The 14,349-nt window shown below is 64.2% G+C and carries 11 protein-coding genes; 8 read left to right on the forward strand and 3 right to left on the reverse strand.

Annotated features, from left to right (window positions below; translation table 11 throughout):
• The 3 genes from Q8S60_RS07140 to Q8S60_RS07150 all read left to right on the forward strand — a co-directional run.
• A partial coding sequence (locus Q8S60_RS07140) for an ABC transporter ATP-binding protein (protein WP_305668459.1) occupies window positions 1–421 on the forward strand: 421 nt, incomplete at its 5' end.
• Between the two features lie 358 nt (window positions 422–779).
• A complete protein-coding gene (locus Q8S60_RS07145; protein WP_305668460.1) occupies window positions 780–3,338 on the forward strand; it encodes an ABC transporter permease in 2,559 nt (852 codons plus the stop codon).
• 181 nt (window positions 3,339–3,519) lie between these two features.
• Window positions 3,520–4,278 (forward strand): Bax inhibitor-1/YccA family protein, encoded by a 759-nt coding sequence (locus Q8S60_RS07150; protein ID WP_305274750.1) that lies wholly within the window; start codon window positions 3,520–3,522, stop codon window positions 4,276–4,278.
• Window positions 4,279–4,340: 62 nt separating this feature from the next.
• Here Q8S60_RS07150 and Q8S60_RS07155 read toward each other — a convergent pair whose 3' ends face one another.
• Window positions 4,341–4,751 carry a DUF2794 domain-containing protein gene (locus tag Q8S60_RS07155; protein ID WP_305274749.1) on the reverse strand — a complete coding sequence of 137 codons (411 nt, stop codon included), beginning with the start codon at window positions 4,749–4,751 and terminating at the stop codon, window positions 4,341–4,343.
• A gap of 536 nt (window positions 4,752–5,287) precedes the next feature.
• On the opposite strand from Q8S60_RS07155, the gene Q8S60_RS07160 reads away from it, so the two are divergent.
• Genes Q8S60_RS07160 through Q8S60_RS07175 form a run of 4 tightly spaced genes read left to right on the forward strand, consistent with a single transcriptional unit; the run spans window position 5,288 to window position 10,084 of the window.
• Window positions 5,288–6,277 (forward strand): ABC transporter ATP-binding protein, encoded by a 990-nt coding sequence (locus tag Q8S60_RS07160; protein WP_305274748.1) that lies wholly within the window; start codon window positions 5,288–5,290, stop codon window positions 6,275–6,277.
• A complete protein-coding gene (locus Q8S60_RS07165) occupies window positions 6,274–7,008 on the forward strand; it encodes an ABC transporter permease subunit (RefSeq protein WP_305274747.1) in 735 nt (244 codons plus the stop codon). The genes Q8S60_RS07160 and Q8S60_RS07165 overlap by 4 nt, the downstream gene beginning before the upstream one ends.
• Before the next feature lie 4 nt (window positions 7,009–7,012).
• On the forward strand, window positions 7,013–8,962 hold the full coding sequence (locus tag Q8S60_RS07170; protein ID WP_305274746.1) for a Gldg family protein: 1,950 nt from the start codon (window positions 7,013–7,015) through the stop codon (window positions 8,960–8,962).
• 3 nt (window positions 8,963–8,965) lie between these two features.
• Entirely contained in the window at window positions 8,966–10,084 is a 1,119-nt protein-coding gene (locus tag Q8S60_RS07175; protein ID WP_305274745.1) for a DUF4340 domain-containing protein, read from the forward strand.
• A gap of 3 nt (window positions 10,085–10,087) precedes the next feature.
• Here the strand turns inward: Q8S60_RS07175 and Q8S60_RS07180 are convergent, their stop codons facing one another.
• Both Q8S60_RS07180 and acnA read right to left on the reverse strand, forming a co-directional pair.
• The gene (locus tag Q8S60_RS07180) at window positions 10,088–10,837 is read right to left on the reverse strand and encodes a thioredoxin family protein (RefSeq protein WP_305274744.1); all 750 of its coding nucleotides are present in this window, start codon (window positions 10,835–10,837) and stop codon (window positions 10,088–10,090) included.
• A gap of 132 nt (window positions 10,838–10,969) precedes the next feature.
• The gene (acnA, locus tag Q8S60_RS07185) at window positions 10,970–13,666 is read right to left on the reverse strand and encodes an aconitate hydratase AcnA (RefSeq protein WP_305325628.1); all 2,697 of its coding nucleotides are present in this window, start codon (window positions 13,664–13,666) and stop codon (window positions 10,970–10,972) included.
• Between acnA and Q8S60_RS07190 the strand changes: the two genes are divergently transcribed.
• Window positions 13,644–14,258: a hypothetical protein gene (locus Q8S60_RS07190; RefSeq protein ID WP_305274742.1), complete on the forward strand. Its 615-nt coding sequence runs from the start codon at window positions 13,644–13,646 to the stop codon at window positions 14,256–14,258. The genes acnA and Q8S60_RS07190 overlap by 23 nt on opposite strands.
• Window positions 14,259–14,349: the final 91 nt, after the last annotated feature.

Here is a 14,349-nt window from a genome sequence, read left to right on the forward strand (position 1 = left end):
CGTCTTCCAGTCCTTCCACCTCATCCCGACCATGACCGCGCTGGAGAATGTCGCGATCCCGCTGGAATTCGCCGGCCGGGGCGATGCCTTCGCGCGGGCGGAGGAAGAGCTTCGCCTGGTCGGCCTCGGCCACCGGCTCACCCATTACCCCGGGCAGTTGTCGGGTGGCGAGCAGCAGCGCGTGGCGTTGGCGCGCGCGGTCGCGGGCGACCCGGAAATCCTGCTGGCGGACGAACCGACCGGCAATCTCGATCAGGCAACAGGCCACGAGATCATCGAACTCATGTTCGACCTCCATGCCCGCAAGGGCACGACGCTCGTCCTCATCACGCATGACGAGGAACTCGCCGCCCGCTGCGACCGCGTCATCCGCCTGCGCGACGGCCTGGTCGAAAGCATCGAAGCGGGAGCGGCGGCGTGAGTGAGTTTGCAGCCGTGCACCCGTTCACCTCCCCCTTGCGGGGAGGTCGGGAAATTCGCGGAACGCGTATTTCCCGGGTGGGGGGCGCGGCTTCGCGCCATAGTCCTTTCATGAATCGCGATCACATGGATATTGTTAATCTGTATGCAGATGAAATAAATCTGTCCACCCTCCCCCTGTGGGAGGGTCAAACGGCCGAAGGCCGTTTGGGGAGGGGGTCTCCGCTCCCGGCGACGAGCGCGATATCGATTATGCGCCCAGGTTCCTCGCTTACCCCTCCCCGAAATTCGTCCCGCTGCGCGTCCCGAATTTCGACCCTCCCACAGGGGGAGGGTGGATATTTGAGTGAGTGCCTGACATGAACGGCGAAGCCTCCTTCGCGCTGGCTGCCCGTCTTGCCCGGCGCGAATTGCGCGGCGGGCTCAAGGGCTTTCGCGTCTTCATTGCCTGCCTCGCGCTCGGCGTCGCCGCCATCGCGGGCGTCGGTTCCGTCTCCTCGGCGCTGACGCACGGTCTTGCCGAGGGCGGACAGGAAATTCTCGGCGGCGATATCGCCATCCGCCTCATCCACCGCGAGGCGACGCCGGAAGAGCGTGCCTTCATCTCGGACGGCACAAGCGTTTCCGCTTCCGCCGAAATGCGCGCGATGGCGCGCGGCGCCGACGAGACGGCCGAACGCAGCCAGACGCTGGTCGAACTGAAAGCCGTCGACGGCGTCTATCCGCTCTATGGCGAAATGGAACTGTCGCCGGAAATGCCGCTCGCCGACGCGCTCGCCATCCGCGACGGCCGTCCGGGTCTCGTCGTCGAACCGAACCTCCTGACGCGGCTCGGTGTCCAGCCGGGCGACCTCGTCCGCATCGGCGATGCCGAGTTCGAGCTTCGCGCCTCGATCGCGCGGGAGCCGGACCGCGTCGCGGACGGTTTCGCGCTCGGCCCGCGCGCCATGATCGCGGCGGATGCGCTGCCGCTCACGGGTCTCGTGCAGCCGGGCAGCCTCGTCAATTATCACTACCGCGTGCGCCTGCCCGACGATGCGCGGAGCCCGCAGGAAATTGCCGCCTGGGTCGCGGCGCTCAACGAACGCTTTCCCGATGCAGGCTGGCGCGTACAGGACCGCAGCGACAGCGCGCCGGGCGTGCGCCGTTTCGTCGAGCGCGTGGCGCTCTTCCTCTCGCTTGTCGGCCTCACCGCGCTTGTCGTCGGCGGCGTCGGCGTCGCCAATGCGGTGAAGTCCTATCTCGACGGCAAGCGCACCGTCATCGCCACCTTCAAATGCCTCGGTGCGCCGGGGCCGCTCATCTTCCGCCTCTATCTCATGCAGGTGATGGCGCTCGCCGCCGTCGGCATTCTCATCGGTCTCGTCATCGGCGGCGTCGCGCCCTTCATCGTCGACGCGGTGGCGGGCGACATGATTCCCATTCCCGCCGATCTCGGGGTCTATTGGGGGCCGCTCCTCCTCGCCGCCGCCTATGGCGTGCTGACGGCGCTTGCCTTCGCCATCTGGCCGCTGGCCCGCGCGCGTGAAGTGCCGGCCACCAGCCTCTTCCGCGATCTCGTCGCGCCGTCGCGCCGCTTCCCTCGTCCGCTCTATATCGCGGCGACGGCGGGCGCGCTTTTCGCGCTTGCCGCGCTGGCGGTCGCGCTCGCGGAGGAGCGTCTCTTCGCGCTTTATTTCGTCGGTGCCGCGGCGGGCGTCTTCGTCGTGCTTTGGGGCGCCGCCAACGGCATCATGGCGCTTGCCGCGCGCGCGCCGCGCATGCGCTCGCCGGAGCTGCGCCTTGCGCTCGCCAATATCCACCGGCCCGGCGCGCCGACGCCGGCCGTCGTGCTGTCGCTCGGCCTCGGCCTCACGCTGCTCGTCACCATCTCGCTCATCAACGGCAACCTCACCGGCGAGATCGCGGGCGAGCTTCCCGACCGCGCGCCAGCCTTCTTTTTCGTCGACGTGCAGCCCGACCAGATCGACGCGCTGGAAACGCTGGTGACGGGCACCGACGGCGTCACCGGGTTCAACCGCGTGCCGATGCTCCGTGGACGGATTTCTGCCGTGAACGGCGTGCCGTCGGACCAGCTCACCGTCACGCCCGACGTTCAATGGGCGCTCAGGGGCGACCGGGGCCTCACCTATGCCGCCGAGTTGCCCGAAGGCTCGTCGCTGGTGCGCGGTTCGTGGTGGGCGGTGGACTATCAAGGCCCGCCGCTCGTCTCCTTCAGCGAGGAACTGGCACAGGGCTTCGGCGTCGGCATCGGCGACACGATCACCGTCAATGTGCTCGGCCGCGAGATTTCGGCGGCGGTCGCCAATACGCGCGAGATCGACTGGTCGAGCCTCGGCATCAATTTCGTGCTGGTGTTCTCGCCCGGCATGCTGTCCTCCGCGCCCCACACCGTGCTCGCGACCGTCGACATGGAAGGCGGGCCGCAGGCGGAAGAGGCGCTGGAGCGCGAGGTCACGTCGCAATTCCCGAACATCACCTCCGTCCGCGTCCGCGAGGCGCTCGAGGCGGTGAACTCGCTCCTCGAGAATTTCGCGATGGCCGTCCGCGCCACGGGCGGCGTCACGCTGGCCGCCGGAATCCTCGTCCTTGCCGGCGCGATGGCGGCGGGTTTCCGGTCCCGCGTGCGCGATGCCGTCGTCCTCAAGGTGCTCGGCGCCACGCGGGGCCGCATCCTCGGCATCTATGTCCGGGAGTACGCCGCGCTCGGTCTTGCCACCGCGCTCGTCGCGGCGGTGGCGGGGACAAGTGCCGCCTTCGTCGTCGTCACCATGGTCATGGAGATGCCCTGGCGCTTCCTGCCGGCCACGCTCGCCGTCACGGTCGCCGGCGCGACCCTCGTCACGGTCGCGCTCGGGCTGCTCGGCACCTGGCGGGCGCTCTCGGTGCCCTCCGCGTCGGTCCTGCGGGCGGACTGAAAACGGGGATTACTTTTTTTCGGGGGAGCCGTCGCGGGGCGCATGACGTTTTTATGACAGTTCGATGACAGACGCCGGCTCGGTGAGGGTTTTCAAGGATTTGTGACCGGTCCGGTTTTGCTTGAAATCGCACAGGCATCGGCCAATATACGTTCAAGCACACTCAGGAGGGTGCAGATATATGGCGAACTACGATCAGGACAGGCTTCATCAGGCCCGCTTGGGCGCCCGCGCGGACATGGCGGTCGACCAGGGTCTCCGGAGCTATATGCTCAGTGTTTACAACTACATGGCGGGTGCACTCGCCCTCACGGGGCTTGTCGCCTACTTCGCCTATAACGCCGCCGTGCAGGAAACCGCGGGCGGTCCCGTTCTCACGGCCTTCGGCGAGACGCTTTATGCGAGCCCGCTCAAATGGGTCGTCATGCTCGCGCCGCTGGCCTTCATTCTGGTGCTGAGCTTCGGCATCCAGAAACTCAGCCTCGCCGCCACCCAGCTCACTTTCTGGGCTTTCGCGGGCGTCATGGGTCTTTCGCTCTCGTCGATCTTCCTCGTCTATACAGGCCAGAGCATCACCACGACCTTCTTCGTGACGGCGGCCGCCTTCGGCTCGCTAAGCCTTTACGGCTACACGACAAAACGCGATCTGACCGGGATGGGTTCGTTCCTGTTCATGGGCCTGATCGGCATCATCATCGCGATGGTGGTGAACATTTTCCTTGCGAGCTCCGCGCTGCAATTCGCGATCTCCGTGCTCGGCGTGCTGATCTTCGCGGGCCTCACCGCCTACGACACGCAGCGCATCAAGGGCATGTACTACGAAGGCGACAGCGTCGCCGCCGCAGGCAAGAAAGCCGTGATGGGCGCTCTCTCGCTCTATCTCGACTTCATCAACATGTTCATGTTCCTGCTGCAGTTCCTGGGCAACCAGCGCAGCTAAGGCACGGAACCTGCGAGACAAAACAAAGCCCCGGCGGAAACGCCGGGGCTTTTTGCCGTCCGTCAGGCGTCGATCAAACGGAGCGAACGCTTCTCGAAAACCCGCAGCACCTGCTTCAGTTCGTGGCCGCGTTTCAGCACCAGTCCTGTCGCCGCCACCACGGCATAGGCACCCTGCCTGCGGGCGAGCTTCGGCCGTTTTTCGATGCGGTAGAGCGGCATTTCACTTGTCCGCCGGAAAACCGAAAAGATCGCGACATCCTTGAAGCCGCCCATCGCATAGTCGCGCCATTCGCCTTCGGCGACCTTTTGGCCGTAGACGGAGAGAATGGCGTCGAGTTCGGCGCGATTGAAAAAGACTTCCGGTTCCCGCTGCCGTTTGGGCGCCGCGTCGGGCTTGCCGTCCATGCGAACGAGAGCGAGGCGATACGAGGCTTCCCCCGCGCGGGAACCGTAATCGGCGCTATCCGTCATGCGGCGGCGATCTCCCTTTTCATATGGCATTGAAGCATGGCACATGCGCCGCGCCGGCGTCATCAGATTGTTACAAGTCTTCAAGCTTTCCGCCATTTTTGGGCGAGATTCAAAGTATTTACGAAACCACAATATTGCCTTTTTTCAGCCCTTCGTCAGCCACACTGACCCTCCATCTTTGCATCGTTGCCTCACTGGCCCGGTTCCTTGCGACGTTCCGGTTTCATCAGCCCCCCAGCCCCACCGGGATAGATTGGGGGAGCCGGGCCACCCCATCCCCCCGGGGAGAGTGCAACACCCTACTAAAACGAGCGACAGCTCCAGCCGCCCGGGAATCCCCCCTCCCGGGCGGCAACTGTTTTGGGGGGTACTGCACCCGCTCCTGAAAATGAAACATCTTTCACTTGAAGGGGTTGGCGGGCTGTCCTACACAAGCTTCCCGTCCTGGGGAGAGGTGCGGGGGAGGAAAAAGGAACAGCCGCCGCTTCAAGTACGGCGTTCCGGGGAGAGGCATCATCAGTCCGTCCGACACGAATATGGCGCAGGGTGAGCCGATGATCGTCATCGACGGTCTCACCAAGCAATTCGGCCCGTTCACCGCGGTCGACCGCATCGGCTTTTCCGTCAGGCGCGGCGAAGTGCTCGGCTTTCTCGGGCCGAACGGCGCCGGCAAATCCACCACGATGAAAATGATCACCGGCTTTCTCGCGCCGAGCGCCGGTTCCGTGCGGGTCTGCGGCCATGACGTCGTCGCATCGACGCTCGCCGCACAGCGCGTCATCGGTTATCTGCCGGAAGGCGCTCCCGCCTATGGCGACATGACGCCTCGCGGTTTTCTCACCTTCATCGCCCGCGTGCGCCGTCTCTCGGCCGCCGAAGCGGGCAAGGCGATCGACCGTGCCGTAGAGGCGACCGAACTTGCCTCGGTACTCGACCAGCCGATCGACACGCTTTCCAAAGGATTTCGGCGCCGCGTCGGTCTCGCGCAGTCGATCCTCCACAATCCGCCCGTCCTCATCATGGACGAACCGACGGACGGTCTCGATCCCAACCAGAAGTTCGAGGTGCGCAAGCTGATCGGCCGCATGGCCGCCGAAAAGGCCATCGTCATCTCGACGCATATTCTTGAAGAGGTCGACGCGATCTGTACGCGCGCGCTCATCATCGATCACGGGCAGATCGTGGCGGACGGTACGCCCGCCGCGCTGATGTCGCGCTCGCGCTACCACAATGCAGTTTCACTGACGCTTGGCGGGCAGACGACGGTGGCGACGGCGGAAAAGCTCCGCAACCTGCCGGGCATCGCCAGCATCGAAGTCGCGCCGCGCGGCGAAGAAACAACCTTCACGCTCTTTCCCGTGCGCGCCTCCGAAAGCGACACGCTGCTGGTGGATGCCGTGGCGCGGCTCGCGCGCGACGAGAACTGGCCGGTGCGTGCGCTTTACGGCGAGCCGGGCCGTCTGGATGAAGTTTTCCGGAGCCTCACGCGCTCCGACACCAAAGCGGACGAGAAGGACGCGGCATGAACGAACTCCTTGCCGTTTTCCGCCGCGAGCTTGGCGGCTATTTCGCAACGCCGCTCGCCTTCATCTTCATCGTGATTTTCCTCTTCACGATGGGCGCCTTCACCTTCTATCTCGGCGGCTACTACGAGAGCGGCCAGGCCGACCTTACGATCTTCTTCAACTTCCACCCCTGGCTTTATCTCTTCCTTCTCCCCGCCATCTCCATGCGTCTGTGGGCGGAAGAGCGCCGCACGGGATCTATCGAGCTGTTGCTCTCGCTGCCCATCCCGCTCTGGGCGGCGGTACTCGGCAAGTTTCTGGCGGCGTGGGTATTTTCGGGCATCGCGCTCGCGCTTACGTTTCCGATGTGGCTCACCGTCAACTATCTCGGCAATCCGGACAACGGCGTGATCCTCGCCGGCTATCTCGGCAGCTTCTTCATGGCGGGCGGATATCTCGCCATCGGTTCGTGCCTGTCGGCCGTCACGCGCAACCAGGTCATCGCCTTCGTCGTCAGCGTCGCCGTCTGCTTCCTTTTCACGGTGTCGGGGCTGCCCATGGTCATCGACTTCTTCTCCGGCTGGGCGCCCCAGCAGGTCCTGAGCACGATTGCCTCGTTTTCGTTCCTGACCCACTTCAATGCGATCACGCGGGGCGTCATCGACCTGCGCGACGTCATCTATTTCGTCACGCTGATCGGTGCGTGGCTCATTGCGTGCGGCATCGTCGTCGATATGAAGAAGGCAGGGTGAGATCATGCTGAACCAGCAGATCAGCCGCTCGGCCTACCGCGTCATCATGCTGGTGCTGCTGGCGGTGCTGTTCCTCGCGGTCAATCTTTTCTCCAACATCGTCTTCCGTTCGGCACGGATCGATCTCACGGAGAACAATCTCTACACGTTGTCCGACGGTACGGTGGAGGTCGTCTCTTCCATCGAGGAGCCGATCACGCTGCGCTTCTTCTATTCCGAGAAACTCGCCAACGATTACGCACGCATCCGCACCTATGCGAGCCATGTGCGCGACTTGCTGGAGGAAATCCGGGCGCGGTCCAATGGCAATGTCCGCCTCGAAGTGATCGATCCGGAAGCCTTCTCCGAAGAGGAGGACCTCGCCATGTCGCTCGGCCTCAAGGGGGCCCCGACGGCGAGTGGCGACGTCATCTATTTCGGTCTCGTCGGCACCAATGCGGTGGACGGGCTCGAAGCCGTGCCCTTCTTCACCGATGAACGCGAGCAGTATCTCGAATACGACGTTGCGCGGATGATCCAGAACCTGAGCCGGCCGACGCGGCCCGTGCTCGGCATTGTGACCAACCTGCCGCTCGATACCGGCGTCGGTGGCCTTATGTCGGCCATGCGGGGCGAGTCGCTGCCCTTCATGATTTACGAGGAGTTGCAGAACCGCTTCGAGATCGAATTTCTCGAACAACAATTCCAGGCGGTGCCTGCAAAGGTCGATGTGCTGATGATCGCGCATCCCCGGCCGCTCGACGAACCGACACTTTATGCGATCGACCAGTTCGTCATGCGCGGCGGGCACATTCTCGCCTTTGTGGATCCACACTCGGAAGTCAGCCTGACATCGGGACCGAACGGCGAGCCGATCCGCGGTTATACCGAAGCGTCCGATCTCGGGCCGCTGCTGAAAAGCTGGGGCATCGACTACGATCCGACAAAGATCGTGGGCGACCGCAAGATCGCGCAGCGCGTGCGTACCGGTCTCGATGCGAGGCGGCAGGAAAGTGACTATGTGATCTGGCTGGCCGTGCCGCGCGCCAATGTGGACGCCGAAGATCTCGTGACGGCGGATGTCTCGCGTCTCAATCTGGGCACGGCGGGTTCGCTCACGCCTGTGAAGGATGCGACGACGGTCTTCGCGCCGCTCGTCACGACGACGGAGGATTCCCGTCTCTATGACGTCGATGAGGTCAAGGCGGGGCCGCGCCCGGACGATCTCCTGAGGGATTTCTCGCCGACAGACGAAAGCTATGTCATCGCCGCGCGTGTCTCCGGTCCGGTGAAGAGCGCCTTCGACGGACCGCCCGCCGAGGCGCCTGTCGCACAGGAGGGCGCCGCGAGCCCGCGCAAGTCGCAGGAAAAGGCAGGCCCCTATATCGCGCAGTCGGAACGCGACGCGAATATCATCGTGTTCGCCGACAGCGACATATTCGACGACCGTTTCTGGGTGCAGACGGAATCCTATCTCGGCGAGCGCGTGGCGCAGCCGATCGCGGACAATGCGGTTTTCATCATGTCTGCCGTGGACAATCTGATGGGCTCGAACGAACTCATTTCGCTCCGCGCGCGCAGCAAGATCGACCGGCCCTTCGTGGTCGTGGAAGATTTGCGCCGGGCGGCGGAGCGGCGTTTCCTGGCCGAACAGGAAGTGCTCGAAAAGAAAATCGCGGTCACGGAACGCAGCCTCACGGAACTTCAGACGAGAGGTCCGGGTGCCGATGCTGCCGCGGGCGGCCCTACATCCGAGGAAAGCGCTGAAATCAGGCAGTTCCGCGCCGAGCTTCTCGAAAGCCGGAAGCGGCTGCGCGATGTGCAGCGCGATCTCCGCCGCGATGTCGAGGGGCTTGGCGCCCAGCTTCGCTTCGTCAACATCGCGCTGGTGCCGATCGTGCTTGCGATCCTGGCGCTAGGTGCCGCCTTCCTGCGTTACCGCCGCCGCAAGGCGCGCGTCGAAAAGGGAGCGTAAGCGATGGCCACGTCCTTTCAATCGCTTCGTGAAAACACGCCGCTGCGCAATCTATCCGTGCTGGCCGTGGCGACGCTCGTTGCCGTGATCGCCGCAAGCATCGCCGTGATCACCGACCGCAGCAGCGTCCGGGCGAGCTTCGTGCCCCACCCGCTGTTCGAGGGTCTGGACGGAAAACTCGATCGCGTCGACCGTATCGTCTACACGGCAAGCCGGGGGCTCAGCGGCGAGACGAAAATCGTCATGCTGCGGGGCGAGAACGGCACCTGGGGTGCCGAAGCGCGCAACGGCTATCCTGTCGATCCCGACCTCATCAAGAAGACGCTGCTCGGCGTCGGCGAAATGGAAGCCTACGAGCCGCGCACGGCCAATCCAGAGTGGCACCGCAATCTCGGCCTGCTCGCGCCCGAAGATATCGGATCGGCGGTGCGGGTCGAATTCTTCAGCGGCAAGGAAGACCGTGTCGCTGCCCTGCTTATCGGCAAGGTGCCGGAGCGTGCGGTCGATGTAAAAGGGGAGGGGCTCGTCTATGTGCGCCGCGACGGCGAGGACCAGACATGGCTCGCGCGCGGCCGCCTGCCGCTCCTGAAATCGGTGGCGGAGTGGCTCGATCCTGCCTTCGTCGATATTCCGCGCAAGGACCTCGCCCGCGTGACACTCTGGGCGGATACCGAGCGGCCGGTCGTCATCTCGCGCGCCAATGCGGACGAAGCCGATTTCGCCATCGTGAATGTGCCCGAAGGCCGTGCGACACGCGGCGCGCCGGTCGTCAATCGCGTCGCCACGGCACTGGTGGATGCGAGCTTCGAGGATGTTGCGCCCGCCGACACGCTGGACTTCCCGGAAACCGCGCCGCAGGTCGTATTCGAGACATTCGATGGCGTTCGCCTCACCATGCGCATGGGCGGCCAGGGCGGTGCGTTGTGGAGCAAATTCACGGCGGACACCGATCCCGCGCTTGTGGCGGAGGGTGCGGATATGAGCGATGCCGAAGCCCGTGCCGCCGTGCTCAACGCGCGGCTCGGTCCCTGGGTCTATAAACTGCCGCAGGATGTGAGCAGCCAGCTTACCCAGACGATGGATATCGTTACGCGCGAAGCGGGCCCTGCCGACATCGAATAGATATCATCGGGACAGGTCGATCCGCGCGGCGCCGAGAATGGGACCGCCGTCTCCGGCCTGAAGAAGCGCGACGCAGCCTTCGAACCCCTTCGTCAGCAGTTCGCTTTTCGGCAAGGTGAGGCTCAGCGGCTTGCCCTTCCACATGCCGACAGGCGTCAGCTCGCGAACGACATTGGCGTAGGCGATGGTGCGATCCCGGTTTTCGCCGCGCCGGATATCGACGGCCTCCTCCGTTGTGTAGCGGACGAGCCAGAGCGTAGCGGGCTTCGCAGGCGCCGCACCTCCCGCCACGTCGAGTATGAGCGACGTACCTTCATCCCTGAACGAAACCCCGACACCGGCGGATTTCGCTGCCTGCCTGGCAATGGCATCGTCGATTTCGTCGCGATGGCTTCCGACGCCTTCGACAACGCCGTCGACGACGATCTGCGGCGTGTAGACGCCGGAGAGGCCGAGACCCCGTGCATAGGCCTTCTGGCGCTTGGTGAAGGCGGGGCTCGCCAGCGTGTCCCGCCAGCCGAGATAGTCCCAGTAATCCACATTGAAGGAGAGTGCGATCACGTCCTCGCGCGGCGCGAGCTCACGCAAGTAAGCGTCGGCCTTCGGACATGACGAGCAACCCTGGCTGGTGAAAAGCTCCACCACGACGGGTCTGGTCTCGGCGCAGACGGCGGAAGAAGCGGCCGCCGCGACGGCAAGCAGGATGCCAGCGATTGCGAACTTCTGAAGACCCGCGATACGGCGCGCAAGCATGAAACCTTCCTTCCTTTGAGGTTGAGGATAAGCCCGGGCCGGGAGGTGCGCGAGTCACGTTCGGGTGAAGGGCCGGACGCAAAGAAAAAGGGCGCCCGAGGGGCGCCCTTTCCGTCTTCATGAGTTTCACGCTTACGCGGCGAGGCTCCGCAACACGTAGGGCAGGATGCCGCCATTCTCGTAGTAATCGACTTCATCCTGGGTATCGATGCGACAGAGGAGCTCGATCGACTGCTTCGTGCCGTCGGCGAACGTAATCACCGCCTTCACCTTGGTACGCGGCTTCACGTTCGCGAGGCCTTCGATCGACACCGTCTCCGATCCGTCGAGGCCGAGCGACTGCCAGCTCATGTCGTTGAGGAACTGCAGCGGGGCGACGCCCATGCCGACGAGGTTCGAGCGGTGAATACGCTCGAAGCTCTGCGCTACCACGGCCTTGACGCCGAGCAGCATCGTGCCCTTCGCGGCCCAGTCGCGGCTGGAGCCGGTGCCGTATTCCTTGCCGGCGAAGATCACCAGCGGCACGCCGCGCCGCTTGTATTCCATCGCCGCGTCGTAGATCGGCATCTGCGTGCCTTCCGGCTGCAGTTTCGTCACGCCGCCCTCGATGCCTTTCAGCATCTGGTTCTTGATGCGGATGTTGGCGAAGGTGCCGCGCATCATCACTTCGTGGTTGCCGCGCCGTGCGCCGTAGGAGTTGAAATCCTGCGCGCCCACCTGCTTGGAATTCAGGTAGGAGCCGGCGGGGCTCTGCGCCTTGATGTTGCCGGCGGGCGAGATGTGGTCGGTCGTGATCGAATCCGCGAAGAGACCGAGGATGCGAGCGTCCTTGACGTCGGAGAGTTCGCCCGGCGTCTTTTGCAGGCCCACGAAATAGGGCGGGTTCTGCACATAGGTGCTGCCGCCGTCCCAGTCATAGGTCAGGCCGCCCGTTACCTTGATGCTCTGCCAGTTGGCATCGCCGTCGAAGACGTTGGCGTAGCGGGTACGGAACATTTCCGGCGTCACGCAGGAACGCACCGTGGCGGCGACGTCCCTGGAGGTGGGCCAGATGTCCTTCAGATAGACCGGCTGACCGTCGCTGCCGAGGCCGAGCGGCTCGGTGGTGAGGTCGATCTGCGTCGAGCCTGCCAGCGCATAGGCGACGACCAGCGGCGGCGAGGCGAGGTAGTTCGCCTTCACATCCGGCGACACGCGGCCTTCGAAGTTGCGGTTGCCCGAGAGCACCGCCGAGGCCACGAGATCGTTCGCATTGATCGCCTGGCTGATTTCGGTCGGCAGCGGACCGGAATTGCCGATGCAGGTCGTGCAACCATAGCCGACGAGATCGAAGCCCATGGCGTCGAGATCGTCCTGCAGGCCGGACTTGTTGAGATAGTCCGTCACGACCTGCGAGCCGGGCGCGAGCGAGGTCTTCACCCACGGCTTCACCTTGAGGCCCTTGGCACGCGCGTTGCGCGCCACGAGACCGGCCGCGACCAGCACGCTCGGGTTCGAGGTGTTGGTGCAAGAGGTGATGGCGGCGATCACGACATCGCCATGACCGAGATCGTAATCCTGCCCTTCGACGGGAACGCGCCGTCCGGCCTGGCCCGGCTTGCCGAATTCACCTTCGAGCGCATGGTGGAAGTTCGTCTTCACATCGGTGAGAGCGACGCGGTCCTGCGGACGCTTCGGACCGGCGAGGCTCGGCACGACGCTTCCGAGATCGAGTTCGAGCGTGTCCGTGAAGATCGGATCCGGCATGCCCTTTTCGCGGAACATGCCCTGTGCCTTCGCATAGGCCTCGACGAGCGCGACACGTTCCTCCGAGCGGCCCGTCGCCTTCAGATATTTCAGCGTCTCGTTGTCGATCGGGAAGAAGCCGCAGGTCGCGCCATATTCCGGCGCCATGTTCGCAATCGTCGCGCGGTCTTCAAGCGCGAGATTGTCGAGGCCGGTGCCGAAATATTCGACGAACTTGCCGACCACGCCCTTCTTGCGGAGCATCTCGGTGACGGTCAGCACCATGTCGGTCGCCGTCACGCCCTCATTGAGCTTGCCGGTGAGCCGGAAGCCGATGACTTCGGGAATGAGCATGGAGACGGGCTGGCCGAGCATGGCCGCTTCCGCCTCGATGCCGCCGACGCCCCAGCCGAGCACCGCGAGACCGTTCACCATCGTGGTGTGGCTGTCGGTGCCGACGCAGGTGTCCGGATAGGCGATCTCTTCCTTGCCCTCGGTCTTCGTCCAGACGGTCTGGGCGAGATATTCGAGGTTCACCTGATGGCAGATGCCCGTTCCCGGCGGTACGACGCGGAAATTGTCGAATGCCTTCGCGCCCCAGCGCAGGAATTCGTAGCGTTCGCGGTTGCGCGAATATTCGATGTCGGTGTTTTCCTTGAAGGCCGTCGGGGTGCCGAACTTGTCGACCATCACGGAATGGTCGATCACGAGATCGACCGGCACGAGCGGGTTGATCTTCTTCGGGTTGCCGCCGAGGCCCTTCACGGCATCGCGCATGGCGGCGAGATCGACCACGGCCGGAACGCCGGTGAAGTCCTGCATCAGGACGCGCGCCGGGCGATAGGCGATTTCGCGGTCGGATGTGCGCGTCTCGAGCCATGTCTTCACGGCGCGAATGTCGTCGGCGGTGACGGTGCGGCCGTCCTCGAAGCGCAGCAGGTTTTCAAGCAGGACCTTCAGCGAGAAGGGCAGGCGCGAGATGCCGTTGAGCCCCTTCTTCTCCGCGTCGGGCAAGCTGAAATAGGTGTAGCTGCGCTTGCCGACCTTCAGCGAGCGGCGCGCGCCGAAGCTGCCGCTATCTTTGGCTGACGAGGCCTTTTTCACGGCGGCCTTTTTCGGTGCGGCCTTTTTTGGCGCGGCTTTGGCGACAACCGGCTTCTTCGCAGGAGCTTTCGCTTTTGCGGCTGCCTTCTTCGGCGCGGCTTTCTTCACCGGCGCCGTCTTTTTGGCGGCGGCAGTCTTGCCGGCAGGCTTTTTCGCGGCGGTCTTGCGCGGCGTTGCTGCCTTTACGGCCTTCTTCGCCGCGCGCTTCGCCTTCAGCGCAGGCTTCTTCGCGGCAGGTGTTGCCTTTTTCACAGCGCGGCGAGTGGTCTTCACTGCCTTCTTCGCAGCCTTCTTCGGCGCGGCCTTTTTCGGCGCAGCCTTTTTTGCTGCCGGCTTTTTCGGCGCTGCTTTCCGTACGGCCTTCTTTGCCGCAGGTTTCGCTTTCGCCGTCTTCTTTATCTTTATCGCCTTTTTCGGCGCGGCCTTTTTAGCCACGGCCTTTTTCGGCGCCGTCTTCTTTACGGATTTCTTTGCAGCCTTTGCCGGCGCGGCCTTTTTCGGCGCGGCCTTCTTGGCAGCGGGTTTCTTTTTGGCTTTCGCCTTGGGGGATTTAGCCGGGGCCTTCTTCGCCATCTCTCTTGGTCCTCGATGATGCGGGGTCCGGGCCTGTCTGAGACGGGGAATGTGACGGAGGTTGCGGTGCCGCCCGCGCGCCGGAAATGCGCGCGCGTCAAAGTCCGATT

Origin of the sequence: Parvibaculum sp. (assembly GCF_030694575.1) — a bacterium.
GTDB lineage: Bacteria > Pseudomonadota > Alphaproteobacteria > Parvibaculales > Parvibaculaceae > Parvibaculum.

What these genes read in the sequence shown, in the direction of transcription:
- Q8S60_RS07145 (WP_305668460.1), top strand. Translation starts at nt 780, where the DNA reads ATGAACGGCGAAGCCTCCTTCGCGCTGGCTGCCCGTCTTGCCCGGCGC.
- Q8S60_RS07150 (WP_305274750.1), top strand. Translation starts at nt 3,520, where the DNA reads ATGGCGAACTACGATCAGGACAGGCTTCATCAGGCCCGCTTGGGCGCC.
- Q8S60_RS07155 (WP_305274749.1), bottom strand. Translation starts at nt 4,751, where the DNA reads ATGACGGATAGCGCCGATTACGGTTCCCGCGCGGGGGAAGCCTCGTAT.
- Q8S60_RS07160 (WP_305274748.1), top strand. Translation starts at nt 5,288, where the DNA reads ATGGCGCAGGGTGAGCCGATGATCGTCATCGACGGTCTCACCAAGCAA.
- Q8S60_RS07165 (WP_305274747.1), top strand. Translation starts at nt 6,274, where the DNA reads ATGAACGAACTCCTTGCCGTTTTCCGCCGCGAGCTTGGCGGCTATTTC.
- Q8S60_RS07170 (WP_305274746.1), top strand. Translation starts at nt 7,013, where the DNA reads ATGCTGAACCAGCAGATCAGCCGCTCGGCCTACCGCGTCATCATGCTG.
- Q8S60_RS07175 (WP_305274745.1), top strand. Translation starts at nt 8,966, where the DNA reads ATGGCCACGTCCTTTCAATCGCTTCGTGAAAACACGCCGCTGCGCAAT.
- Q8S60_RS07180 (WP_305274744.1), bottom strand. Translation starts at nt 10,837, where the DNA reads ATGCTTGCGCGCCGTATCGCGGGTCTTCAGAAGTTCGCAATCGCTGGC.